At 66.6% G+C, this 24,767-nt stretch carries 22 protein-coding genes; 10 read left to right on the top strand and 12 right to left on the bottom strand.

What is annotated here, in order from left to right; translation table 11 throughout:
- Positions 1–137 precede the first annotated feature (137 nt).
- The 3 genes from AC07M9_RS11315 to AC07M9_RS11305 are packed head-to-tail and all read right to left on the bottom strand — an operon-like array spanning position 138 to position 1,858.
- The gene (locus AC07M9_RS11315) at positions 138–596 is read right to left on the bottom strand and encodes a GNAT family N-acetyltransferase (protein ID WP_494883784.1); all 459 of its coding nucleotides are present in this window, start codon (positions 594–596) and stop codon (positions 138–140) included.
- Positions 593–1,249 (bottom strand): tRNA (adenosine(37)-N6)-threonylcarbamoyltransferase complex dimerization subunit type 1 TsaB, encoded by a 657-nt coding sequence (tsaB, locus tag AC07M9_RS11310; protein WP_494883783.1) that lies wholly within the window; start codon positions 1,247–1,249, stop codon positions 593–595. The genes AC07M9_RS11315 and tsaB overlap by 4 nt, the downstream gene beginning before the upstream one ends.
- A gap of 33 nt (positions 1,250–1,282) precedes the next feature.
- Positions 1,283–1,858, bottom strand: a complete 576-nt coding sequence (locus AC07M9_RS11305) for a NifU family protein (RefSeq protein ID WP_494883782.1) — start codon at positions 1,856–1,858, stop codon at positions 1,283–1,285.
- Between the two features lie 117 nt (positions 1,859–1,975).
- Here AC07M9_RS11305 and AC07M9_RS11300 point away from each other — a divergent pair, with 117 nt between their 5' ends.
- From AC07M9_RS11300 to AC07M9_RS11285, 4 genes are all read left to right on the top strand, one after another.
- The gene (locus AC07M9_RS11300) at positions 1,976–4,918 is read left to right on the top strand and encodes a M16 family metallopeptidase (protein ID WP_494883781.1); all 2,943 of its coding nucleotides are present in this window, start codon (positions 1,976–1,978) and stop codon (positions 4,916–4,918) included.
- Positions 4,919–5,135: 217 nt separating this feature from the next.
- On the top strand, positions 5,136–6,509 hold the full coding sequence (locus AC07M9_RS11295; protein WP_494883919.1) for a class II 3-deoxy-7-phosphoheptulonate synthase: 1,374 nt from the start codon (positions 5,136–5,138) through the stop codon (positions 6,507–6,509).
- Positions 6,510–6,824: 315 nt separating this feature from the next.
- Complete coding sequence (locus tag AC07M9_RS11290) at positions 6,825–7,817, top strand: sterol desaturase family protein (RefSeq protein ID WP_494883780.1); 993 nt, start codon at positions 6,825–6,827, stop codon at positions 7,815–7,817.
- Positions 7,818–7,947: 130 nt separating this feature from the next.
- Positions 7,948–8,562 carry a hypothetical protein gene (locus AC07M9_RS11285; protein ID WP_494883779.1) on the top strand — a complete coding sequence of 205 codons (615 nt, stop codon included), beginning with the start codon at positions 7,948–7,950 and terminating at the stop codon, positions 8,560–8,562.
- Between the two features lie 13 nt (positions 8,563–8,575).
- Here the strand turns inward: AC07M9_RS11285 and AC07M9_RS11280 are convergent, their stop codons facing one another.
- From AC07M9_RS11280 to AC07M9_RS11260, 5 genes are all read right to left on the bottom strand, one after another.
- Positions 8,576–9,883 (bottom strand): cytochrome P450, encoded by a 1,308-nt coding sequence (locus AC07M9_RS11280; protein ID WP_494883778.1) that lies wholly within the window; start codon positions 9,881–9,883, stop codon positions 8,576–8,578.
- 1 nt (position 9,884) lies between these two features.
- Positions 9,885–11,084 (bottom strand): amidohydrolase family protein, encoded by a 1,200-nt coding sequence (locus AC07M9_RS11275; protein ID WP_494883777.1) that lies wholly within the window; start codon positions 11,082–11,084, stop codon positions 9,885–9,887.
- Positions 11,085–11,280: 196 nt separating this feature from the next.
- The gene (locus AC07M9_RS11270; protein ID WP_494883776.1) at positions 11,281–12,465 is read right to left on the bottom strand and encodes a thiolase family protein; all 1,185 of its coding nucleotides are present in this window, start codon (positions 12,463–12,465) and stop codon (positions 11,281–11,283) included.
- Positions 12,462–12,881 (bottom strand): Zn-ribbon domain-containing OB-fold protein, encoded by a 420-nt coding sequence (locus tag AC07M9_RS11265; RefSeq protein ID WP_494883775.1) that lies wholly within the window; start codon positions 12,879–12,881, stop codon positions 12,462–12,464. The genes AC07M9_RS11270 and AC07M9_RS11265 overlap by 4 nt, the downstream gene beginning before the upstream one ends.
- Complete coding sequence (locus AC07M9_RS11260) at positions 12,881–14,089, bottom strand: CaiB/BaiF CoA transferase family protein (protein WP_494883774.1); 1,209 nt, start codon at positions 14,087–14,089, stop codon at positions 12,881–12,883. The genes AC07M9_RS11265 and AC07M9_RS11260 overlap by 1 nt, the downstream gene beginning before the upstream one ends.
- A gap of 134 nt (positions 14,090–14,223) precedes the next feature.
- On the opposite strand from AC07M9_RS11260, the gene AC07M9_RS11255 reads away from it, so the two are divergent.
- A complete protein-coding gene (locus AC07M9_RS11255; protein ID WP_494883773.1) occupies positions 14,224–15,294 on the top strand; it encodes an aminoglycoside phosphotransferase family protein in 1,071 nt (356 codons plus the stop codon).
- A gap of 106 nt (positions 15,295–15,400) precedes the next feature.
- Here the strand turns inward: AC07M9_RS11255 and AC07M9_RS11250 are convergent, their stop codons facing one another.
- Complete coding sequence (locus tag AC07M9_RS11250; RefSeq protein WP_494883772.1) at positions 15,401–17,929, bottom strand: TonB-dependent receptor; 2,529 nt, start codon at positions 17,927–17,929, stop codon at positions 15,401–15,403.
- Between the two features lie 350 nt (positions 17,930–18,279).
- Complete coding sequence (locus AC07M9_RS11245) at positions 18,280–18,999, bottom strand: dienelactone hydrolase family protein (protein ID WP_494883771.1); 720 nt, start codon at positions 18,997–18,999, stop codon at positions 18,280–18,282.
- Between the two features lie 152 nt (positions 19,000–19,151).
- Between AC07M9_RS11245 and AC07M9_RS11240 the strand changes: the two genes are divergently transcribed.
- The 5 genes from AC07M9_RS11240 (at position 19,152) to AC07M9_RS11220 (ending at position 23,638) form a co-directional block, all read left to right on the top strand.
- Complete coding sequence (locus AC07M9_RS11240) at positions 19,152–19,880, top strand: TonB family protein (protein ID WP_494883770.1); 729 nt, start codon at positions 19,152–19,154, stop codon at positions 19,878–19,880.
- Positions 19,881–19,969: 89 nt separating this feature from the next.
- Positions 19,970–21,013 carry a mannose-1-phosphate guanylyltransferase gene (locus AC07M9_RS11235; protein WP_494883769.1) on the top strand — a complete coding sequence of 348 codons (1,044 nt, stop codon included), beginning with the start codon at positions 19,970–19,972 and terminating at the stop codon, positions 21,011–21,013.
- A 10-nt stretch (positions 21,014–21,023) separates the two neighbouring features.
- Positions 21,024–21,845 carry a class I mannose-6-phosphate isomerase gene (locus AC07M9_RS11230; protein ID WP_494883768.1) on the top strand — a complete coding sequence of 274 codons (822 nt, stop codon included), beginning with the start codon at positions 21,024–21,026 and terminating at the stop codon, positions 21,843–21,845.
- Positions 21,846–21,863: 18 nt separating this feature from the next.
- Positions 21,864–22,304: a DUF2721 domain-containing protein gene (locus AC07M9_RS11225; RefSeq protein ID WP_494883767.1), complete on the top strand. Its 441-nt coding sequence runs from the start codon at positions 21,864–21,866 to the stop codon at positions 22,302–22,304.
- Positions 22,305–22,378: 74 nt separating this feature from the next.
- Positions 22,379–23,638 carry an MFS transporter gene (locus AC07M9_RS11220; RefSeq protein ID WP_494883766.1) on the top strand — a complete coding sequence of 420 codons (1,260 nt, stop codon included), beginning with the start codon at positions 22,379–22,381 and terminating at the stop codon, positions 23,636–23,638.
- Between the two features lie 3 nt (positions 23,639–23,641).
- Here AC07M9_RS11220 and AC07M9_RS11215 read toward each other — a convergent pair whose 3' ends face one another.
- Together AC07M9_RS11215 and AC07M9_RS11210 are read right to left on the bottom strand one after the other, a co-directional pair.
- Complete coding sequence (locus tag AC07M9_RS11215) at positions 23,642–24,127, bottom strand: DUF421 domain-containing protein (RefSeq protein WP_494883765.1); 486 nt, start codon at positions 24,125–24,127, stop codon at positions 23,642–23,644.
- Positions 24,127–24,663, bottom strand: coding sequence for a hypothetical protein (locus AC07M9_RS11210; protein WP_494883764.1), 537 nt, complete (start codon positions 24,661–24,663; stop codon positions 24,127–24,129). The genes AC07M9_RS11215 and AC07M9_RS11210 overlap by 1 nt, the downstream gene beginning before the upstream one ends.
- Positions 24,664–24,767 lie beyond the last annotated feature (104 nt).

Below are 24,767 nucleotides of genomic sequence, written 5' to 3'. Positions count from 1 at the left end.
TTCGGGGGGAGGCAGGCCTGTCAGGGCTTGCGGATAGTGCAGTGAACGATTCTGCACAGAAGTGCAAGTTCAATTCGAAGTTGCAGCCCGATTGCGGTCCCAAATTGATACCCATGACGAAGAATTAATACATTCGATCAGGATATGTCGCATGCAAAGGTGATGGCGTCGAGGCGTTCTCCTCCCGGAGTTCGGTAGTATTCGCGCCTTTCTCCGATAGAATTGAAGCCAAAGCTGCGGTAAAGCGTTTCCGCAGGATTTCCTCTTCTCATTTCAAGGAGCAGCCGTCGGGCGCCGCGGGAAGCCGCATCGATTCGCAAGGTTTCAAGCAGCGATCTGCCTAGTCCTTGGCCCCGATACTGCGGGTCAATCGCAAGTAGAAGGAGTTCTTCTTCCTCGTAGCCCGTGCGCGACAAGAAGAAGCCGGCCGCCGGCTCGTTTTCGGAAGTTCGACCGCCCGCGGAATTGGTCAGGCAATAGTGACAGGTGCCGAAGGCGAGCGCGTCTTCGACCTGGCGCCTGTTCCACGCCTCCCCGTAGGCGGGGTCGAAGGCGGTCGCCATGACCGCCATGATCTTGTCGACATCTTCGATCATGCGGCTCCCGCGGGTAAACGGGCGTCCGGCGCGCGGCCGTAGAGCGGTTGCGTTTCGTCCATGAGGGCGGAGCGTGGCAGCAGTGCGAAGGCGCGCGCGTCGGGCCAGATCGGCAGGGCGCGTCCATGGCCCCGCGCAGCGACCAGCGCTTCGGCCTGATTGCCGGCGACCAGGGCTTCGACTGTGTCGGCGGCGGCGGCGGCCGGTCGCCGGGATGCCAGCGCGCGGGTGGTTTGACCGCAAGCCCCGAAGCCCTCGACGAACCATTCGCCGTGACCGCCCGTCATCGCCACGCCCACGGGCTGCTCCCCCTCGGCATCGCGGGCCATCGCAGCGACAAGTGCGAGGCTGGGGTAGCCCACGAGGTCCGAACCCCAGGCCAGCGCCAGCCCGCGCGCGGCGGCGAGGCCAACGCGCACCCCGGTGAAGCTGCCCGGACCGAGCGCCACGGCGATGCGGTCCGCACGGCCCTTGCCGGGCAGGGCGGCGATCATCGGCACCAGTGCTTCGGCATGTCCGCGCCCGAGCACGCGGAAGTCGCCCGCGACGAGGCGCTTGCCCGCGAAAAGCGCGACCGAGCAGGCATCGGTCGCGCTGTCGATGACCAGCGTTGTCGCGGCGGACGGAAAGTTATCGTCGATGGTGGCTGTCACGCGTCGATTTCGCGCAGCATGCCCACGGCCCGGTCAGGCCGCGCGCACTTCGCTGACTTCGGGGACGTAGTGCTTGAGCAGGCTTTCGATGCCCTGCTTGAGCGTCGCGCTCGACGACGGGCAGCCGGAGCAGGCACCCTGCATCGAGAGGTAGACTACGCCTTCGCGGAAGCCGCGGTAGACGATGTCGCCGCCGTCGTTGGCGACGGCCGGGCGGACGCGGCTTTCGATCAGGTCCTTGATCTGCTCGACGATGTCGGCGTCGGCGGGATCGTCGCCGAAGTCCTCGTCCTCGGCGGGAACCGAGAAACTGCCGGCAGTCCCGCCCGCGAACAGCGGGGCTTCCGAGACGAAGTGGTCGAGCAGGATCGAGACCACCTGTGGGCGCAGCGAGGCCCATTCCACGCCGGGCGCCGCAGTAACCGAGACGAATTCGCCGCCGAAGAACACGCCCGTGACGTCGCCCAGGTCGAACAGCGCTTCCGCCAGCGGCGATGCGACCGCGTCCTCGGGCGAGGTGAACTCGCGGGTGCCCGCGGTCATGACCTGCCGCCCGGGCAGGAACTTGATCGTCGAGGGGTTTGGCGTGGTTTCGGTTTCGATGAACATGATGCTTGCGATGTAGGTGAAGTGGCCGTTGGGTCAAGTCCAACCGCGACCAACCGAAGCCGGGATGACTGCGCTATTCACTGGTCCTTAAGGAAGCGGCCCCCTATACCTTGCGCAATGACGACTTCTCCGCGCGCCGCACGCACGCTCGCCTGCCTGCTTCTCCTTCAGGCTCCGATCCCGCCACTGCTTGCCCAGGAGGCTGCCGCACAGCCGGCCGCCGCCCCGGCGACGGCTCCGCTGGCGACCCCGGTCGTCGGCCAGTCGGACCCCTGGCTCTATCGCGGGAGCGACATCCCGCATGACCCCGAATGGCACTTCGGCGAGCTTGCCAACGGCATCAAGTATGCCGTGCGCAAGAACGGGGTGCCGCCGGGCCAGGTCTCGATCCGCATCCGCGTCGATGCCGGCTCGCTCTACGAGACCGACGCCGAGCGTGGCTATGCGCACCTGCTGGAGCACATGCTGTTCCGGCAGTCGAAGTACATTCCCGAGGGCACCGCGATCGCCGCGTTCCAGCGCCTGGGCGCGACCTTCGGCACCGACACCAACGCCGTTACCTCCACCACGCAGACCGTGTTCAAGCTCGACCTGCCCAACGCCACGCCGACCTCGCTGGACGAGACCTTCAAGCTGATGAGCGGCATGGTCACCGCGCCCACGCTCTCGGCCTCGAACCTCAAGTCCGACCTGCCGATCGTGCTGTCCGAAATGCGCGAGCGCGGCGGCGCTTCCAAGCGCGTGCAGGATGCGATGCAGAAGGTCCTCTATGCCGGCCAGCCGCTCGCCAACCGCGAGCCGATCGGCACGCTGGAATCGCTGACCTCGGCAACGCCTGAGAGCGTGCGCGCGTTCTATTCGCGCTGGTATCGCCCCGATAACGTGGCGGTGATCGTCGCCGGCGACGTCGATCCGGCGATGCTCGAGTCCTACGTCAAGAAGTGGTTCACCGACTGGTCCGCCAAGGGCAAGCGCACGCCAGCGCCCAGTTTCGGCGATCCGGCCGCTCCCAAGGGTGCGGACCCGAAGAACCCGGTCGGCGAGACGCGCGTGCTGGTCGAGCCCGACCTGCCGCCCTCGCTGATGTATGCGGTGCTGCGCCCCTGGCGGCAGGTCAACGACAACATCGTCTACAACCAGGGCCTGATGACCGATGCGATTGCGCAGGCGATCATCAACCGCCGGCTGGAATCGAAGGCACGTGCCGGCGGCTCGTTCCTCTCGGCCTCGGTCAACCAGGACGACGTCTCGCGCTCTGCCGATGCGACCTTCGTGTCGGTCACTCCGCTCGGCGACGACTGGCAGGGGGCCTTGCGCGACGTGCGTTCGGTGATCGCCGACGCCCTGACCCGCGCGCCCACGCAGGCCGAGATCGACCGCGAGGCCGCCGAACTCGACGTCGCCTTCCAGGTGCCTGTCGAGCAGCAGCGCATCCTGCCCGGCTCCAAGCTCGCCGACGACCTCGTCAATGCGCTCGACATCCGCGAAACCGTGGCAGCGCCGAACGACGTACTGCGCATCTTCCGCGAATCGCAGGCGCTGTTCACGCCCGACGCCGTTCTCAAGCACACCCGCCAGCTTTTCACCGGCACCGTCACGCGCGGGCTGTTCACCGTTCAGGAAGCCGGGAAGGCGACCGATCGGCAGCTCCAGCTCGCGCTCGCGGAGCCGGTCAAGGCGGACGCCGGCGTGCGCGCCGCACTGGCGCCTGTCTCGTTCGAGAAGCTTCCGGTCATCGGCAAGCCCGCCAAGGCCGTGACCGACGCGCCGACCGGCCTGCTGGAGATCGAGGAACTGACTTTCGCCAACGGCGTCAAGGCGCTGCTCTGGCCGGTCGCCGAGGAGCCGGGCCGCGTCATGGTCAAGACCCGCTTCGGCGGCGGCTACCGCGCGGTCGATCCCAAGGACGCGGCCTACATCACGCTGGGCAACTACGCGCTCGTCGGCTCTGGCCTGGCGACGCTGGGCCAGGACGATCTCGACCGCATCTCCACCGGCCGCAAGATGGGCTTCGACTTCGAGGTCCAGGACGCCGCCTTCGAGCTTTCCGCCGAGACGCGCCCGGCCGATCTCGCTGACCAGCTCTACCTCTTCGCCGCCAAGCTCGACCTGCCGCAATGGGACGTAGCCCCGTTCACCCGCGCCAAGGCGGCCGCCAAGATCCAGTACGCGACCTTCTCGACATCGCCGCAGGGCGTGCTCAACCGCGACCTGCAGTTCTACCAGCGCGGCGAGGACGCCCGCTTCGCCACCCCGACCCCCGACGAGATCGAGGCGACCACGCCCGAAGGCTTCAAGCGGGTGTGGAGCAAGGCGCTCAAGGAAGGCCCGGTCGAGGTCCAGATCTTCGGTGACTTCGACAAGGTCGCGGCGATCGCCGCCCTGGAGAAGACGTTCGGTGCGCTCAAGGGCCGCCAGCCGGTCGCGGTGACGACGACCGACGTGAAGATTCCCGTCCCGCAGCCTTCCGACAAGCCGGTCACGCTCGTCCATCACGGCGATCCCGACCAGGCGGCGGCGGTGATTTCGTGGCCCACCGGCGGCGGCGTCATGGGCATCCGCGAATCGCGCCAGCTTGAGATCCTCACGCAGCTGTTCACCAACCGCCTGATGGACGCGGTGCGCGAGAAGCTCGGCGTTTCCTATGCGCCTTACGTCTACTCGACCTGGCCGGTGGACCTCGCCGCCGGCGGCTCGATCACGGCGATGGCGCAGCTCGATCCCAAGTCGGTGCCGATCTTCTTCCAGACCGCCGACGAGATCGCGCAGAACCTCATCAACAGCCCTCCCACCGCCGACGAACTGGCGCTTGTCGTCGAACCGCTGCGCCAGCAGGTGACGCGGGCGGCATCGAGCACCTCGTTCTTCATGAGCCAGCTCGAAGGGGCGACCAGCGATCCTTCGCGCATCGGTACCGTGCGCACGGTGCTCAGCGACTATACGGTGACCACTCCGCAGGCGATGCAGGCCCTGGCGGCGCGTTACCTCGGCAAGGACCACTCGTGGCGCCTGGAAGTCATGCCTGAGGGCAAGGAGTCCAGGACTGTCGCGGCGAAGTAGGCCGGGCGGCGCCACGATCGGATGTCTCGCGCCATCGCCCGCGTGAAGGGCAGCAGCCAGCTTCAACCCCCGCGCAACCGATCACGCTGATCGTCAATCCCGACTTTGCAAAAATTGCCGACAGGCGCTATGGGCCGCCCCTCGTTCGCGCCGTGCATGACGAAGCGGCGTCGGTAACGGTCCCGGCATGGTGCCGCGGACATCGGGAGTGAAGAACGTGGCGAGCAACTGGACACCGGAGAGCTGGAAAGCGCACGAAGCGCGCCACCTGCCGGTCTATGGCGACGAGGCGAAGCTGGGCGAGGTCGAGGCCACGCTGGCGAAGTTTCCGCCGCTGGTCTTCGCCGGCGAAGCCCGCGCGCTCAAGGCGGACCTTGCCGAAGTGGCGGCCGGCCGCGGTTTCCTGCTCCAGGGCGGTGACTGCGCCGAGAGCTTCGCCGAGTTCAGCGCCGACAACATCCGCGACAGCTTCCGCGTCATCCTGCAGATGGCCGTGGTGCTGACTTTCGCGAGCAAGCAGCCGGTGGTGAAGCTGGGCCGCATGGCGGGCCAGTTCGCCAAGCCGCGCTCGGCGCCCACCGAGACCGTCGGCGGCGTCGAGATGCCCAGCTACTTCGGCGACATCATCAACGGCATCGAGGGCACCGCCGAGGCGCGCCGCAACGATCCCGAGCGCATGCTCAAGGCTTACGGCCAGTCGTCGGCGACGCTCAACCTGCTGCGCGCCTTCGCGCATGGCGGCTACGCGAACCTGCGCCAGGTGCACCAGTGGACGATGGAGCACATCGGCCGCAGCCCCTGGGGCGAGAAGTTCGCGCAGATGGCCGACCGCATCAGCGAGGCGCTCGACTTCATGGCCGCCTGCGGCGTCGATCCGACGACCGTGCCGCAGCTCAAGGGCACCGAGTTCTACACCAGCCACGAAGCGCTGCTGCTGCCCTACGAGCAGGCGCTGACCCGCCGCGATTCGCTGACGGGCGACTGGTACGACTGCTCGGCCCACATGCTGTGGATCGGCGATCGCACCCGCTTCGAGAACTCGGCCCACGTCGAGTTCCTGCGCGGCGTCGGCAATCCGATCGGCATGAAGTGCGGCCCCAGCCTCGAGCCCGACGCGCTGCTGCGCATGCTCGACACGCTGAACCCCGGGCGTGAGGCCGGCCGCATGACGCTGATCAGCCGCTACGGCCACGACAAGGTCGAGGCGGGCCTGCCCAAGCTGGTGCGCGCGGTGCAGCGCGAGGGCCATCCGGTGGTGTGGTCGTGCGATCCGATGCACGGCAACGTCATCAAGGCCGACAGCGGCTACAAGACCCGTCCGTTCGACCGCATCCTGTCCGAAGTGCGCGGCTTCTTCGCGGTCCACCGCGCCGAGGGCACGCATGCGGGCGGCATCCACATCGAGATGACCGGGCAGGACGTGACCGAGTGCACCGGCGGCGCCATCGCCATCACCGATGCCTCGCTCGCCGACCGCTACCACACCCACTGCGACCCGCGCCTCAACGGCGCGCAGTCGATCGAGCTGGCCTTCGAAATGGCGGACCTGCTCAACCTCGAAGCGACCGAACGGCACAAGCAGGCGGCGTAACCGCCACCGGAACCGGAGCGACAAGGGCGCGGGAGGCAAGGCTTCCCGCGCCTTTTTCTTTGCCCGGGGCGCGGGCAGGGCGGTGTTGCAGCGTGGTCTGCGGTTACGCCTGATGACGGCCGTGCGCACGGCATGTGCATGAAAGGCCAGCGAAACATTATGAGGCCAGACCGCCATCTCGCAATCCGTGATGCCGCAGATCGTCCTTCTACGGTAACATCTGCGAATCCTGTAGACGCGTCAGGCAGTCCGTATTACCATGTTATCGATTAGTATTACTTACACCGGTGACCGAATATTACGAGGGCAAGGCGTATGGAAGGCGTTCGCGTAGGTAAGAGAATGATCGGCACCCAGGCTCCGGTAACCATCGGCTGGGAAAACGTCCCCAAGGTTGAAGGCGGCCCACTGAAGGTCCTCTTCTTCACCTGGTTTCAGCCGGTCGTACTCTTCGCGCTGATCGCCTTCTGGTACTACGCGCCCAATTCGATCGCTACGGCATCGACCGGCATCGCCATCGGCATCGGTTTCAGGTTGCTGCTGCTCGGCATGGAGTGGGCTTTCCCGCGCCACCAGAGCTGGGACGTGACCTGGAAGGAACTGACCACCGACCTGTTCTACGTCGGGCTTGGCTACACCATCCTGCGCATGATCGACGGCTACATCGGCGGCGACGTGATGATCGAGGCCGTCCAGCATTCCTTCAACTGGGACAAGTTCGCCTGGTTCACGGGTATGCCGCTACTGCTGCAGGCGTTCCTGATCTCGTTCATCTTCGATTTCGGGCAGTACTGGATGCATCGCGGGATGCACAACTGGTACCCGCTCTGGCTGCCGCACTCGGTTCATCACTACATCACCCAGCTGAACATCAACAAGGGCGCAGTCGGCAACCCGGTCGAACTGTTCCTGATCGGCCTTGGCATCGGCGGGTTCTTCGACTTCGTGCCGAGGGCGTTTCTCCTTGCCGGCGCCGTCGGCCTGGCGGTCGGAAGCTACCAGCACATCAACGTCCGCTTCAACTCGCCGCGCTGGTGGCGCTTCCTTTTCAACACGACCGAGCATCACAGCCTGCACCACTCGCAGGACTTCGAAGCCACCCGCAGCAACTACTCCGGCGCCTATATCTTCATCGACCGCATGTTCGGGACCTGCCTCGATGGCGAAGCCGAACTGCTCGGCATGGAAGGTGGCCGCCGCATGGGCATCCGCGAACAGATGACCTTCCCCTTCACCGAAGGCTGGAAGTCGCTCAAGCAGCGCTTCGGCAAACAGTCCTTCGGCGATACGGCGGTCCCGGCCGAGTAACGGGACCGGCTCGCCCCGGTAACGCCCACACATCCCATTTGTCAGGCCCCGACCGCTGCGGCGGCAGAGCGGTCCTGCCTGAGCCTTGCCGCCTTGGCGGCATCGGAAAACTCTCCCGACTGGAGATCACATGAACTCGCGTTTCATAGACTGGATCTGGCACATCCGGGGCAGTCTGGCGCTCGCTCCCGAGCAATCGAGCGACGATGCCTTCGACAGGCTCCGCCCCCTGTTTCGCGAGACCGGCACCAGTCACGAGCAGGACAGCGACACACTGACCTTCCGCAAGAAGGACCAGGCGGCGCAGGACAAGATGGCCGTTTTCGACGGAGGTGTGCTGCAGGTCGAACGCATGGCGACCGGCCCCGTGCTGCGATATCACCTGACCAGCCGGGCCTTGCTGTTCTGTTTCCTCGCACCGCTGCTGTTTATCGCGTTCGGACAATTGACGGTGACGATCGGCAAGTTCGAAAAACCGGCGGCCAAGACCGAAGAAAAGAAGAAGCCGGAAAAGGCGCAGGTCCTGAACCCGGTCGACAAGTTCCTTGGCGCGCCCGCACCCGATTCCCCGGAAAAGAAGAAAGCGGACAAGGCCAAGGAAAAGGCCGAGGACAAGGACGACGAACACTCGCCCACCACCGCCTATGTCTTCGCTGCGATCTTCGCCGCGCTCTACGTCATCGGCCGCATTCTCGAGGACCGGAAGATCAGATCCCTGTTCCGGCGCAAATTGCAGGCAGCCTAGCTCGTCCCTGCCGTCAGCGGAGCAAGACCGGAAGCCCTGAAACGCCCTGCTGCTCCAGCCCGCCGGTCATGAACGGCGCAGGCGCATCCGGGTCGAGGCGCAGGTTGGGGAAGTGGTCGATCAGGGCGTTGATGCCGCGGTTGATCTCCACGCGGGCGACGTTCATGCCGAGGCACCGGTGGGTGCCGAGGCCGAAGGCCATGTTGGTCAGCTTGGGGCGGAAGAGGTCGTATTCGTCCGCCCGCTCCCAGCGCGCGGGGTCGCGGTTGGCGGGGCCGAGGCCGAGTTCGAGGACGGCGCCTTCGGGGATCTGGTGGCCGTAGAACTCGGTGTCCTGCATTACCATGCGGTAGAAGTAGGGCGCGGTGGGGTTCCAGCGCAGGCTTTCCTCGATCGCGTCGTCGATGAGGGCGCGGTCCTGGCGCACGGCGTCGAGCTGCTCGCGGTGGGTGAGCAGGGCGAACAGGGCGATGCCCATCTGGCGCCACGAGGTGCCGCCGCCGGCCACCATCACCAGCTTGACGTGGGCGAGGATCTCGCGGTCGGTGAGGGCGCGCGGGGTCTCGCCGGGCATCTGCAGCTTCATGCCGAGCAGGAAGCTGACGAGGTCGTCCTGCGGCGCGGCGCGGCGGCGCGCGATCAGGCCGAGCACGGTGCTCTCGACGATCCTGGCATTGGCGATCCGCTGCTCCATCGTCACCGAGCGGCTGGAACTGGTGGAGTTGAGGTAGGCGTGGCGGAAGCGCAGCGCCTCGTCGCCGTCGAGGCCGATGGCGGTGGTGATCGTGTAGACCGGGATGCGCGCGCAGTAATCGAGGTTGAGGTCGGCGCGCTCCCCCTTGCCCATGCGGGCGATCAGGCGCTCGATGATGGTGTCGATGGTGTGCTCGCGCCACCAGCCGAGCGCCTCGGGCATGTTGAACTTGGGCTGGATGGTGCGGCGGTAGGCGCGGTGCATCGGCGGGTCCATCTCGAGGATGCCCATCGCCTTCTCGCCCGCCGGATTGTCGTGGCCCTGCACCGAGTTGGAGAAGATCGCCGGGTTGCGGAAGGCGGCCTCGCAGGCATCGTAGGACAGCACCGTCCAGTGCGGGCGCCCCGCCGCACGCGCGTGGCGCTCGTGCAGCGGGAGGCCGAGCAGCTCGCGCAGCCGCCCTTTTAGCACCGGACCCTGCGCCCTCAGGGCATGGACGGCGGGCATGATCGCGGCGACCTCGACCGAGTTGCCCACCGACTCCGCTTCCTTGCGGACGTCGTAGAGCTCCTCGTAGAGCGGGTCGTCGGCGGTCAGGACGTCGGTTGCGTCGGCACCTTCCAGCATGTCAGCTCAGGCCCAGCAGCTTGCGCGCGTTGTCGTGGATGATCGCGCGCACGTCGGCCTCGGGGACGCCGGCGAAGTCGCGCAGGATGATCTCGCGCGACTTGGGGAAGGTGGTCTCCGAGTGCGGATAGTCCGAGGACCACATGATGTTGCCGCCGCCCGGCAGGTCGCGGTTGAGGATGCCCGTGCGGTCCTGGATGAACGAGCCGAAGACGTTGCGGTCCATGTAGTAGCTCGGCGGATTCTTGAGCGCGCTCTCGGTCCAGAAGCGCTGCCGTTCCCAGGTGCGGGTGATGTATTCGGTGTACCACGCGAACCAGCCCACGCCGCTTTCCATGCTGCCGATGCGAAGGTCGGGGAAGCGGTCGAAGATGCAGTTGAAGATGAAGATGCCGATCGGCTCGGCCATCGCCATCTTGCTCATCGGCATGTCGGGGAGGAAGAACTCCTTCTGCCCGAAGCGCGGCACGCGGGCGCCGAGGTGGAAGGTGATGACGAGGTTGTGGTCGCAGATCGTCTTCCACAGCTTGTCGAAGGCGGGGTCTGAATACTGCAGCGCGCCCTTGCTGTCGCCGGTGAGGGCGGAGACCTGGCCGTCCTTCATGTTCTGGATGCCGGACGAGGTCTTCCAGGCGTCCGGGTTCTGCGGGAAGGCGGGCAGGTTGATCGCGCGGAAGCCCTTCTTGGCGAGCCGCTCGACATGCTGGCAGGTCTCGTCGATGTCGCGCATCGGCACGTAGCCGACGGGGAACAGCCGGTCCGGCGCGACCGAGGCGAAGTCCATCACCCAGTCCTGGTAGGCGACGTAGCTGGCGACGTAGAGTTCGTTGTCGAACGAGCCGAGCGGCCCGCCGCCGAACAGCAGCGCGGCGTCCATGCCGTCGGCGTCCATGTCGGCGAGGCGGGTGGCAGGCTCCCACACCGTGCGCTGGTCGGCGAGGCGGCCCTTCATCTTGAAATTCTTGCCCTCGCGCCCGGCCTGGTTGTTGATCATCATGAACGGACGGCGGCCGCCTTCGAAGCAGATGTAGTCCCCGTCCTCGGCATGCTCGATGAAGGGCGCGCGGTCCTTGAGGTGCGAGGGGAGGTAGTTTTTCCACATGTCGTGCGGGGGATCGATGTGGGCGTCGGCATCGAAGATGGGGCCGTAGGGCCAGTCGGCGGTGGTGCCGCCTTTGATCGCCGGATCTGCTTCGCTCATCTCTGGGGCTCCTCTCGCGCCGTCTTTTGCGGCCTGATCAATAATTCGAAATGGTGAATGCATTATCGCAGTTATGAATGAGTTGGTCAAGTGTCGACGCTGCCCGAGCATCACTCGCGCGCTGCGGGCGCAGCCTTGCCGACAGGTGGGCTGGTCGCGGACAGCGGTCCCGGATCAAGTCCGGGACGACGAAGTTTCAATCCCGCCGCAGGATCATCGCGCCGTAGCCGTAGCCGCCGTTCGAGATCACGCAGGTCTTCGCGTCCCGCACCTGCCGCCCGCCGCCGCGATCCCAGAGCTGGACGGTCGCCTCGTGGATATGGCCGTAGCCGTGGAAGCGCCCGGCAGAGAGCTGACCGCCGCCGGTGTTGAGCGGCAGTTCGCCGTCTATGGCGATGCGCTTCCCCCCCTCGACGAAGCGGCACGCCTCGCCGGGCGGCACGAGGCCGAGCGCCTCCATCCACATCCAGACGTGGATCGAAAAGCCGTCGTAGATCTGCGCGCAGTCCATCTGGGCGGGCGTGAGCTCGGTGCGCTCCCACAGCATCCGTCCGGCACGCCCGGCGGCGGGCATTTCGGTGAAGTCGCCCTCGAAGCGGCCCACCCACAGCCCGCCGACCGCCATGCCCATCGATTCGATGTGGAGCGGCGGATTGCGCAGATCCTTTGCTGCGTCGCGGTGCGAGAGCACGATCGCGGTGGAGCCGTCGATATGCGAGTCGCAGTCCAGCAGACGCAGCGGCGAGGAGATCACGCGGCTCGCCAGATAGTCTTCGAGGGTGAGGGGCTTGCGGTAGATCGCGTTCGGATTGTGCGCGGCGTTGGCGCGGTTGTTGACCGCGATCGCGCCCAGTTGTGCCTCGTTCGCCCCGTACTTCTCGAAGTAGGCCTGCGCGTAGAGCGCGAAGGTGTTGATCGGCGAAAGCGCGTTGTACGGCACGGTCCACGCATTGTTGCCGTCCACCCGCTCGCGCGATCCCGACATCAGCGTGGACGAGCGCGACACCATCCGCGCCTGCGCCTGTGCGACGCTGCGGAACACCACGACATGGCGTGCGAGCCCGCAGGCGATGGCGGTGACCGCGTTGAAGATCGGCGCCATGTGGCTGAACCCCTCCGCCGAGGCGAGGATCCAGCGCGGCTCGATGCCGAGCACGGCGGCTGCTTCCGAAGGACTGACCGGCGCGATGCCGCCGCCTTCGCTGCTTTTGCCCGGGTATGTGGCGATGCCGTCGATGTCCTCGGGGGTGAGCCCGGCATCGGCGATGGCGGCAAGGCAGGCGTCGGCGGTCAGCTGCAACGCGCTGCGCTTCGACGGGCGGCCGACCTCGGACTGCGCGGCGCCGGTGATGCAGGCGAGCTTTTCGGGGAGGAGGGTCATGCCGTGCGTCCCTCGTCGGGTCGGAACATCGGTAGCCAGACGTCGTCGTGCCGTTCGAACTCCACCGCCAGCGGCATGCCCACGCGCACCGCGTCGAACTCTGCGAGCACGTTGGTGAAGACGTAGAGCTGTGCCTGCTCGGCCAGTTCGACGACGCCGAAGACGAACGGCACCGCAAGGCCCGGAGCCCATGGTTCATGGTTGATCGTGTAGCTGGCGAGACGGCCCTTGCCCGAGACAGCCTCGGGCACGACTGCCTCGCCGTGGCATTTCGAGCAGAGCGGGAAGGGCGGGTGCTGGTAGAAGCCGCAGTCGGTGCAGCGTTGGATACGCAAGGCGCCATCGGCCCCGGCTGTCCAGAAGAACGCGGTCTCGGGCTCGAGTTTCGGCAGCTTGCGGACAGGCGCTTCGCTCATCAGAACACCACGCCCTGCACCTTGAGGTCGATGATCTCGTGCTCCGAGTACCCAAGGCTTTCCAGCACCGCGTCGCTGTCCGCGCCCAGTTCCGGCGAGCGGGTGGAGGACAGCGGCGCGCCGTCGAACACCATCGGCAGGCCGACCATTGGGATTTGCGTGCCGTCGCCGTAGTCGATGTGCTTGAGGTAGCCGTTGGCCTGCGCCTGAACGTCGTCCTTCATCTCGCCCACGTCCTGCACCACGTCCCACTGGCCCTGCTGGCGGGCGAGGATCTGCTTCCATTCGGCGAGCGTCTTGCTGGCGAACAGCGCCTTCACCTCGGCGTAGCATTCGGCGATGTTCTCTCGCCGGGCGGCGGCATCGGCGAAGCGCGAGTCGGCGGCGAGGTCGGGGCGGCCGGCAACCTCGCAGAACGGCGCCCAGTACTTGTCGGCCTGCAGCATGCAGAGCGCAAGGAACCGGCCGTCGGAGGTGCGGTAGTTGCTGACGAGCACGTTGTGCGGCTGGTCGGCGGGCGGCTTGGGGAATTTCTGCACGCCGTCCGCCGTCGCCTGGCAGACGTAGCGCTGCATCGACCACAGCGCCGTGCCCAGCAGCGAGACGTCGACCGCAGACGCCTCCCCGGTCAGCGCGCGCTTGGCGATGGCGGCGCAGATCGCGCCCGAGAGCATCGAGCCCGACAGCGTATCGCCGAACGCCGGGCCGGGAGGGCCGACCGGGTGCGCCGCATCCGCCTCGGTCAGCGAGGACGAGATGCCGCCGCGCGCCCAGAAGGTGATCGCGTCGTAGCCGCCCTTCTCGTAGTCGGGGCCGTTGGGGCCGAGCGCGCTGCCGCTGGCGTAGATGATCTGCGGGAAGGCGGCGCGGATGCTGGCCTCGTCGATTGTCATGGCGCGGCGGGCGGGGGGCAGCAGATTGGTGAGGAACACGTCGGCGTCCTCCAGCAGCCGGTAGAGCACGGCGCGCCCGGCTTCCTGCTTGAGGTCGAGCGTGACCGAGCGCTTGCCGCGGTTGTAGCTTTCCCACGAGAAGTCGATCGTGCTGGAGCCCATGCCCCCGATCTTGAGCCCGCGCAGGGGGTCGCCGGTGGGCGGCTCGATCTTAATGACGTCGGCGCCGAGGTCCGCGAGCATGCCGCCGCAGGCGGGCACGAAAGCCCACATCGCGACTTCGACGACTTTGATTCCTGCCAGCGGCTTGCCCATGGGCCGTGCCTCTCCCGTTTGATCCGGCCTTTTGCGTGACTATCGCGCGACCGTTGAAATTCTCTATTGCGAAGGATGGACCGAAATGGCGAATTAGGTCAAGCCAAGCCGAGATATCAAAAATGGGAGAAGACATGTCACAGCTTCTGGAAAGGCGGCTTCCGTCGCAGCCGCAGGTCGCGGTGCCTGCCACGTTGGTCGAGGCGCTCGATCCGCAGTGGCTGGCCGGCGCGCTGGCCGACATCGCGGGCGGGCGGGGAATCGCGAAGGTCGAACGGGTCGAGGTGATTCGCACCGTCGCCACCAAGGTCCGCTTCGCGGTGACATTCGACGACGGTGAAACCCTGGCCTTCTGCCTCAAGGGCCTGCTCGACGTGGACGCGATGACCGCGCGCGGCGGGCCGACCTGCGTGCTCGAGGCCGAGTTCTACAACAAGGTCGCGCCGACGATCGCCGTGCGCGTGCCCGATTGCGTCGCCACCGTGATCGACCGCGAGACGCAGCAGGCGGTGACGCTGATGCGCGACCTCATCGTCGACGGCGCGACGTTCTGCTCCGCGCTCGATCCGTTCAGCGCGGACGATGCGGTGCAGAGCCTGGGGCAGCTGTCGTTGCTCCATGCGCGCAGCGCGTTCCTGGGGGGCGCCGACTGGATCCGCCCCCGGGCCGCGGAACTGGCGCAGATGAGCTACGTGACGCCCGAGGCGCTGCAGGAGCTGCTCGACGGCCCGCGCGGCGACAACCTCGACCCGCGCGTGCGCAGCGCCGCAAATCTCGCGGTGGCGATCAAGGAACTCGCCGCGCGCGACGGCCGGCGCCCGCAGTTCATGATTCACGGCGATGCGCATGCCGGCAACGTGTTCCGCACCTCGGAGGGGCTTGGCGTGATCGACTGGCAGCTGCTCCAGCGCGGCGGCTGGGCGCTCGACGTCGCCTACCACCTGAATGCGGTGCTGCCGACCGAGGTGGCCGAGGTCGAGGAGCGCCGGCTGCTCGGCGAATACCTCGCCATGATGCGCGGCCACGGCATGGACATGCCGGGCGAGGAGGAGGCCTGGCTCCAGTACCGCGAGGGCGTGACCTACGGCTATTACCTGTGGTCGATCACCCGGCGCGTCGATCCGCCGATCATCGTCCAGTTCGTCGACCGGCTCGGCAAGGCGGTCACCCGTCATGACAGCTTCGGACTGCTCGGAGCAGGCTAGGCACGGCGCATGAAAAAGCCACGCCCGGTGGGGCGTGGCTCAAGTCTGGCCCGAAGGCCGTTTCGAACCCCGCGCCACTCGGTAGAAGGCGCGGGGTTCTTTGTGATCAGCTGCCGAAGGCGTACTTCAGGCGCACGCCGTACATGCGCGGCGCACCGTACATGAAGTCGATGACGCCGGCGCTTTCGTAGCCGCCGCCCGAAGTCGTGCGGTAGTGCTTGTTGGTGATGTTCTGGCCGAAGAAGGCGAGGTCGAAGCCGGTGCCGCCGACATCGGTGATGCTCGCGTTGAGGTTGAGCAGGTTGTAGCCGGGGATCTTGTTGTTGCCGTCCACGAACTGGCTGGCGGTGTAGGTATAGATCGCCCCGAAGTTCAGCTCACCCACGTTCTCGCCCAGCGGCACGGTGTAATCGCCCGAGACCGACAGCTTGTGCTTGGGCGAATAGGTCAGCGGACCGCCGACCACGCCGCGCGGGATGATCTGCTCGAACGGGCTGTCGGCCGAAAGCGTCGGTGCGACGAGTTCCTTCAGCTCGGTGTCGAGGTAGGTGTAACCGGCCGAGAGGCGCATGCCCTGGAACGGCGAGATCCCCGCATCGACCTCGACGCCCTTGATGACCGACTTGCCCGCGTTGATGATCGCCGCACCGCCGGCGAGGCCACTGCCCTGCTTGGCGACCAGCGCGCCGAAGACCTGCTGGTTCGAGAAGTCGTTCCAGAAGCCGGCGACGTTGAAGTACCCAGGCAGCGACCCACGGAAGGTCAGCTTGGCGCCCACTTCGTAGGCATCGACCTTTTCGGGCTTCGCGGTTTCGAGACCCGGGTTGGTGAAGTTGACCGTGCCCTGGCGATAGCCGCGCGCATACTTGGCGTAGAACAGGGTGTCGGCCGTCGGCTTGAAGTCGAGGTCGATCAGCCACGTCGGCTTGTTCGACTTGTTGACGATGCGGGTGCCGCAGGCGGAGGTGTCGCCGCCGTTGGTGAGCAGGTTGACGGTCGGATGGTTGAGCACGTCGTTGCAGCTGCGCGCTACCGGCAGCGTACCGCGGCCGGGAATGGTGGCGAGCGTGTAACGGTTGCTTTCCGAATACCCGTCGATCTTGTCGAAGGTCCAGCGGCCACCGGCGGTCAGCGCGAGCTGGTCGGTGAAGTGGTAGGTGCCCTGCGCGAAGATGCCGTGGTTGTCGAAGGCGAGCTTGGTGCGCGATTCCGAAATGATGGAGCCCGGCACAGTCACGCCCGGAGCGATCGGCACGAGCGGGAGGCCGCCCGTGCAGTCCATGATGCCGGGATCCACGCAGTTGCCGTAGATGCCCGTGCGCTGCTGGTTCCAGCCGAGCGGGCGACTGAATTCGAGATAGCCGCCGACCACGAAGTTGAACTTGCCGTCAGCCGAGCGGCCCTGCAGCTGGAGTTCCTCGGTGGTGGTCGATTCCGCCGCTGCGTTGTAGCCGGGCTGCGTGCCGAGCTGGATGTAGTCGTAGGGCTGACCCGGACGCGGACCGCCGCGCGATGCGAAGAACTGGGTTACCGGCGTGTTCGGGATAAAGAAGTTGTCGCTGTAGAGCTGGAACTGGCTCTGTTCGCGGTACTCGCCGTAGCTGACGATGTTCTTGACCGTCAGCGTGTCGCTGGCCTGCCAGGTGGTGGTGTTGATTGCCTGCCACTGGCGCAGGAACATGCGCGGGTTGGGATTGCTCACCTCGACGTCGAGCGGGCCGTCGCCGCGGGCGGCCTGGCGGTCGATCTGATCGCAGCCGGAAAGCGCGGTGTAGTAGCGTGTCAGGCTGCCGCCCGCGAGCGGCGAGGCGGGGTTGCGGTCGCAGCTTTCGTAGTGCGAGGCGTAGCCGTTGGTGTCCGAGCGGCTGTAGTGGAAGATCGTGTAATTCTCGAGTTCCGGCGTCAGGTCGGCCACGATGCTGAGGCGGCCGTAGAAGTAGTTGACGTCGTTGAAGTCCTTCGGACCGACGCCCGAGTGGTTCTTCATGTAGCCGTCGCGCTCGTTGCGGTCGATCGAGAGGCGGACCTTGAAGGTCTCGGCGAGCGGGGCGTTGAACACCGCCTGGACACGCTTCTGGTCATAGTTGCCGTAAGTGCCTTCGAGCGATCCTTCGAGCACGTCGGTCGGCTTGGACGGCACCAGCATGACGGCGCCGCCGGTGGTGTTGCGGCCCTGCAGGGTGCCCTGCGGACCTTTCAGGACCTGGACGTTCTGGAGGTCGGTGAAGGCGCCCGCGCCGACGCTGTTGCCGCCCGCGGTGCCGCCCTGCGCGCGCACGCCGACGACGTCGGCGAAATAGACGCCCACGGTCGGGGCGGTCGCCGCGTCCTGGTTGAAGCCGCGGATCGAGTAGGTCGACTTCTCAGGGCCGTAACGGGTGTTGACGGAGAGCGAGGGCGTGAACGCGGCGAGATCGGAGGCGACAGCGATGTTGCGCTTCTCGATCTGGTCGCCGCTGTAGACGGTCATCGAGATCGGCACGTCCTGAAGCCGTTCCTCGGTACGGCGGGCGGTGACGATGATGTCGCCAGGATTGATCGCCTCCGAGCTTTGCGCGAAGGCCGGAGCTGCCGCCGACGTCCCGGCAAATGCGGCGCCGAGCATCAGCGCATTCCTGAAATTCCGTGTAATCATGACTTTCCTCTCCTCCGGAAACCTTGTTTTCTTTTCAGCCGACTGATGCGGCATCGCAGCCGGCGTTCCGGTCTGCGCAAGTTCGTTTATGGGATTCAAAATTTGGGGAAGTGCCCGGCAGGCATACTGCATCGCAGCGCGGATAACCGCGTGTGACGCCCCCCAGCGTCTATCCTCATCTCCCCATCGTGCCGAATGCCGGCATCAGTTCTTGGCTTGGGGAAACAGTACGAATCCCTCGTCTGTTTGCAAGAATAACTGGCGGGAATTCAGTTCACAATGGAGGAAGATGCATCGTATATGCGAATTCATGCCTCGTTGTGGCGCATTTGTAACAGCTGTTCAGCCGCTCACACCGACAGCGCTACCTTCAGAAGCGCGAGTGTGCCGCTCCAGGCAATTCGGTGTGCCGTCAGGTCATAGGCTATCCCCTCAGCGATACCGTCGTGATCGGGGTCGGTGAACGAATGTTGCGCCCTTGCGAACAGGGTGGCCTGGTAATCGACGTGGGCCGCGTCGAATTCGGCGCGCAAGCCGTCGAACTCCGCGATCGGTGCGTATGGATCGCGGCCGCCCGACCATACGGCGACCCGGGCGGAGACCGCTCCGGCCAGCGCCGGTGCATGGGTGGTGAGCAGGCCGTGAAAGCTCGACACGCAGGCCACCGCCGCACCGCTGCGGGCGAGTTCGAGAACGCACTTGCCGCCGAAGCAGTAGCCTATTGCGGCGATCCGCTCCGGATCGACGACAGGCAGCGCCTGGACGGCCTCGAACCACGCGACAGTACGCTCGCGGATGGCTTCGGGCCGCGCCATGAGCTGCGCGAAGTACGTGCCGGCGGCCTGTGGGCTCGAAACGTCGGCGTCGCGCCCGTACATGTCGATGCCCACCGCGACATAGCCTACCTCGGCCAGTTCGCGCACGGCGCCGCGGAAGGCGGGGCCGGGGCCCGTCGCACCGGGAAACATCAGCACGGCCGGATGGGGCTCGTCCCCGGCGGGGCGGGCCATGAAGCCTTCCAGGTCCACGCCGTCATGGGTGCATCGTACGGATTCGAAGGTGTCGGTCATTGCGCCTCTCCCATGGTCATAGTCCGCCTGCCGGTCGCATATGCGAACTCGGTGTCGGTCAGGGGAATGGGGGGGCGCGCACGCCTTGTCAAAGCTTGCGCGCGGTTGTCCGCTCGTGCGATCGGCGGGGCATGAGGCGTCAGTCTTATCGAATGTCATACCTGACCGGCCGGCGGCCCCGCTGGAGCGTCGCGGCGCTGGTGCTGCTGATCCACCTTGCCGTGATCGCGGCGCTCGTGCGGGCGTTTACGCCGCAGTTCGCAGCGCAGGCGGTGCGGACAGTAACGCAGGCGTTCTCGGTCGAGCTTGTCACGCCGCCGCCGCCCTCTCGTGAACCCGTTCCCGCGGTTTCGCCCCGGACTGCGTTGCGCGGCGGGGAGGGTGCTGCCGGTGCGCCCGGGCGGCGGGCCGACCCGCGCCCCGTTGCCGCGCCGAAGGCGCCGCTGGTCGTCATGCCCACCCAGGCGCCGCCGGTGGCCGGCCAGGGCCGGGCGGATGCTGCGGGCGCGAGCAGGCAGGGCGAGGGCACGGGCGCGTTCGGTGACGGAAGCGGGACGGGCGCCGGATCGGGCGGGAGCGGCACCGGCGGAGGCGGCGGGAGCGCTCCTACCGTCAAGATCGCCGGCGACATCAGTTCTGCCGGCGACTATCCGCGCAAGACCCGGGACCTGCGCATCGGCGCCTCCGTCACCATCGACCTCTCGGTAGGCGTGGACGGCAGGGCGACGGGTTGCCGGGTAATCCAGCCAAGCCCCGATCCGCAGGCCGACGCAGTGACCTGCGCTCTGGCGCAGAAGCGTTTTCGGTTCCGCCCCGCGCGTAATGCGGAGGGGTTGCCGGTCGCCGCAGTCTATCGCTGGCGACAACGCTGGTTTTACTGAGCGTCAACATAACCTGTGACGTTGCAATGCAGCAAGCACCGGCTATTACATCAAGTCACCCTGCCCGCATTCGACGAGCGAAAGATTTCATGCCCACGATCGTTCCCGTGATCCTTTGTGGAGGCAGCGGCACGCGCCTCTGGCCTCGCAGCCGCGCCGGCAAGCCGAAGCCGTTCCTGCCGCTCGTCGGCGACAACACGCTGTTCGAGGCCGCGCTGGCCCGCTGTCCCGCGTCGGGTGGCTTTGCCGCGCCCGTCGTTGTCACCGGGCACAAGCATCTCGAGCATGTCGAGAGGCAGCTCGGCAGCATCGAGGGCGCGCAGGTGATCGTCGAGCCGGCGGCGCGCAACACGGCCGCCGCCATCGCGCTGGCGGCCTACCGCCTGCCCGAGGATGCGGTCATGCTGGTCTGCCCGAGCGATCACCACATCGGCAATGCCGAGGCCTTCGCGGTCGCCGCCTGCGCGGCTGCCGACCTGGCGCAGGACGGCTGGCTGGTCTCCTTCGGCATCGAAGCCACCGCGCCCGAGACCGGCTTCGGCTACCTCAAGCGCGGCGAGGCGATCTCCGAAACGGCCTACCGCACCGCCCAGTTCGTCGAGAAGCCCGACCTCGAACGCGCCAAGGCCTTCCTTGCGGAAGGCATCTATGCCTGGAACGGCGGCATCTTCGCGTTCCGCGTCAAGGACTTCATCGCCGAGCTGGAGGCCCACCGTCCGCAGATTGCCGCCGGCGTTGCCGAGGCGGTCGCCAAGGGGAGCGAGGATGGCCAGCGCTTCCATCCCCATGCCGACCTTTTCGCGCAGGTGCCCAGCGATTCGGTCGACTACGCGGTGATGGAGAACACCACGCGCGCCGCCATGGTGCCGGCCGACATGAACTGGTCGGACATCGGCAACTGGCACGCGCTCCACGAAGCGCTCGACCGCGACGAGGACGGGAATTCGGTCCGCGGCGCCGGCGAAGTCGAGATGGTCGACTGCCGCAACGTGCTGGTAGACAGCGACGGGCCGCGCGTCTCGGTGGTGGGGCTGGAAGACGTGATCGTCGTCGTCGACGGGAACGACATCATGATCACCACCGTTTCCGGCGTACAGAAAGTGGGCAAGCTTTCAGGAGCCGTCAATCAATGAACCTGCGCAGATGAGTGCCGCCCTGCCGATCCGTGAGGTCGAGAAGCCCTGGGGCAAGGACCGGCTTCCCGCGCCTTTTTCCGCGCCGGAAGGCCAGCGGATCGGTGAGATCTGGTTCGAGCCGCCCGCCGCGCTGCCGGAACTGCTGGTGAAGTACATCTTCACCAGCGAGGCGTTGTCGGTGCAGGTCCATCCGACGGACGCGCAGACGATCGAGCGGGGCCTCGGCCGGCAGGGCAAGGAAGAGTGCTGGCTCATCGTCGCCGCCGAGCCGGGCGCGAAGCTCGGCATGGGGTTTGAGGGGCCGATTTCCGCAGAGGCAATGCGCGCCGCCGCGCTCGACGGCTCGATCGAGGGACTGATGAGCTGGTACGAGGTCGCACCTGGCGATTTCTTCTATATCCCGGCGAATACCGTCCATGCCATCGGCGCCGGGATTAGCCTGATCGAAGTGCAGCAGAACAGCGACATCACCTATCGTCTCTACGACTACGGCCGCCCGCGCGAGCTGCATCTGGAGGACGGCGTCGCGGTGGCGAAAGGCGAGCCTTATGGGGTCGGCCGCTGGCACAAGCGGGTTCCCGCGCATGGTTCGCAGCCGCTGGTCGATGGGCCGCTGTTCGTGCTCGATCAGGTCGCCGGTGCCCCGACCGCCGAGGTCGCCGTCCGCTACCCCGCCGCGCTGCTCGTGATCCCCCGCGAGGGCGAGGTGGTGATCGCCGGTGCGACGATCGCGCCGGGCGGTTGCGGGCTGGCGGCCAGCCTTGCGGATGTCCGCTTTGCGGATAACGGCGTCTGTCTGCTGGCAAGGCCCTGTGCCCCGCAGCGATAATATTGCATGGAGGGCGGCATGATCGTCCAGACCATACAGCTCGCCCTGACCCCGGTTTTCGTGCTGGTTGCCATCGGCAACATCCTCAACGTCCTCTCGTCGCGGCTGGGACGCGTGGTGGACCGCGCGCGGCTGTTGCAGGAACAGCACGGCACAACGGACGGGCCCCAGCACGACATGATCGTCAGCGAACTGCGCCTGGTCCATCGGCGCACCACCCTCATCACCCAGGCCGTGCGCATGATGGTGCTTTCGGGCCTCGCGATCGGCGTGACCGTGGCGATCCTGTTCCTCTCGGGGCTCAGCGGCCGCGACTGGCACACGGCGGCGGCGATGACCTTCCTCGCCTCGATCGTGCTGCTGCTGGTCGCGCTGGTACTGTTCCTGCGCGAGACACAGGTCGCCGCAAAGGCCCTTCGCATCCCCAACGACTACCTGGAACTGCACCGCGAGATCTGACGCCGTCCGCCATCGCCGCGGCGGTTGGAGATTGCGCGGTTTGGCCTAGTGTCGCCTCATAAGAGGAGAGGCACATGGGGACACGGACCGAAGGCGCGCGCGAGGAGTGGAAACGCGGCTGGCCGATCGTGGTCGCGGCCATGGCTGGCTTCTCGTTCTTCTCCGTCCTGCTGTCCGCCACCGGCCTGTTCATCCAGCCGCTGGAGCGCGAGTTCGGATGGGACCGCGCGACGCTCTCGATGGGCCCTGCCATCGCGACCGCCGTTACTGCGCTGCTATCGCCCTTCTACGGTGCCCTTATCGACCGCTTCGGTTCGCGTCGGCTGGGCCTGCCGGGCGTCGCGGTGACCATGGGCGCGACCTGCATGTTCGCATTCGCCAGCGGCTCCAAGGCGCAGTGGGTGGTGATGTGGGTCGTCTTCGGCTTCATCCTCACCAGCATCAAGTCGACCATCTGGACCACCGCCGTCGCGGGCGCCTTCAGCAAGGGCAGGGGCCTAGCGCTCGGCCTTGCGGTGACCGGTCCCGCGATCGCGCAGACCCTGGTGCCGCCGCTCGGCAATTTCCTGATCGAGAGCTTCGGCTGGCGGGCGGCCTATGTCTGGTTCGGGCTCGGCTGGGGCGGGGTTACGCTGGTCCTGTGCTGGTTGTTCCTCACCGACGCCCACGACCGCAAGGCGAAGGAGGCGAAGGCCGGACTGGTCGCGCGGCCTGTCGTCATCCTGCCCGGGCTTACGAAGCGGCAGGCGCTGCGCAGCCTGGCGCTGGCGCAGGTGGCGATCTCCTCGTTCATCGTGATGGCCATGACCATCGGCCTCGCCATGCACCTCTTCCCGATCCTGACCGAGGCTGGCGTGCCGCGCACGCAGGCGGCGTGGTTGCTTTCGCTCGGCGGCATCGCCGGGATCATCGGCAAGCTGGTTACCGGGGCGCTGCTCGACAGGTTCCGGCCCAACTGGACCGGCAGCGTGACCATGGGCGTCACTGCGGTGACGTTCTTCGTGCTGATATGGTGGCTCGATTCCACGCCCGCGCTGCTGCTGGCGATGATCATCAACGGCTATGCTGCGGGCTCCAAGACCCAGATCACCGCGTTCCTTACCGCCGGCTATGCAGGCATGCGCAACTTCGGGATGATCTACGGCGTGATGTCGGCACTGGTGGCGCTGGCCTCGGGCCTGGGACCTTGGATCGCAGGGAAGGTCTACGACATGGCCGGCAATTACGAGCCGTTCCTCTGGGCCGGGGCGATCGCCTGCGCGCTGGGCGGGGCGCTGCTGCTGGCCCTGCCGCCGATGCCGAAGTGGGAGGAGGAGAAGGAAGCTCTCCCCTGATGCTCAGGCGACCTGCGAATCGTCCGCCGCGCGCGGGTCCTGGTCGGCATCGTCCTTGCGGATGAAGCTGATCTTGCCTTCGGGCTCGAGTATGGCCCAGGCGATCTGGTTCAGGCCGGAGATGCCCGCCAGTCGCATCTCGATGGCAAGCTCGTCGTTGTCGATGCGCTCTTCGTCGAGATTGCCCGGCAACAGCCTGCCGTCCCGGATCAGAACGACCGGGCGGCTCTTCAGCAGTCGGCGCATCTTCGGGATTCGGTGTGCGATCAGGCCGAGTGCGAAGCTCCAGCCCGCGAACGTGAAGATCGCCAGCGTCGCGCCGGTCAGCGAGAAGTCCTGGTGGGTGACGCCCTGCTGGATCAGGTCGCCCATGACGATCAGCGAGACCAGCTCGAACGGCGCCATCTGCCCCAGCTCACGCTTGCCCATGAGGCGCAGCAGGACATAGACTAGGATGAACATCACCGAGGCGCGGATGACGATCTCCATTACGGCAGGACCGTGATCGAGAGGGGGATGGCGATGAGGTCGCTCTTGTCGTCGGCGATGGTGACGTCCCCTTCAAGTATGCGCAGGGCGCGGGGCTGGATCTGGCCGTCGAACTTGATGCGCAGCGGCTGCCCCGCCTTCACCGGGCCGAAATGGTAGCTGTAGGTGCCATCCAGACCTTCGGCACTTTCGGCATCCGGAGCGATGGTGTCGATGCTCATGCCGCGCCAGAGCGGCTGGTCGATCGCCATGACGAGGTCCGTGACGTCGCGGGCAGGGGTGACGGTCAGCACCGTCTCGAACCAGTTACCGCTGCGCAGGATGGGCTCATGCTCCAGCACGACGCGCGCCGAGGGAGAGACGTAGGCCGTAACGCTGGCGCGCCCGCCGCCGAGCCAGCCCAGCAGGGCGCTTCCCAGCACGACGATGAAGACCACCACGGCCAGCGGCGTGCGCCAGCGGGCGAACCGCTCGACCTCGCAGTGCATGGCGTCGATGCCGTATGGGGCCTGCGAGTGGAGGGTGTCTTGGGACATGGTGCAGCAACAAAGCCGCGCCGGGTGCAAGTGTTCCCAACGGCGCCCAAGGCAAGAAAAAAGGCAGGGAACCCGAGGGCGCCCTGCCTTTTCACGCGGTCCGG

It is taken from the genome of Novosphingobium sp. GW821-FHT09E05, from assembly GCF_059416165.1.
The sequence above is the reverse complement of the archived record's forward strand: the minus strand, read 5'-3'. Positions and strand labels throughout refer to the sequence as shown.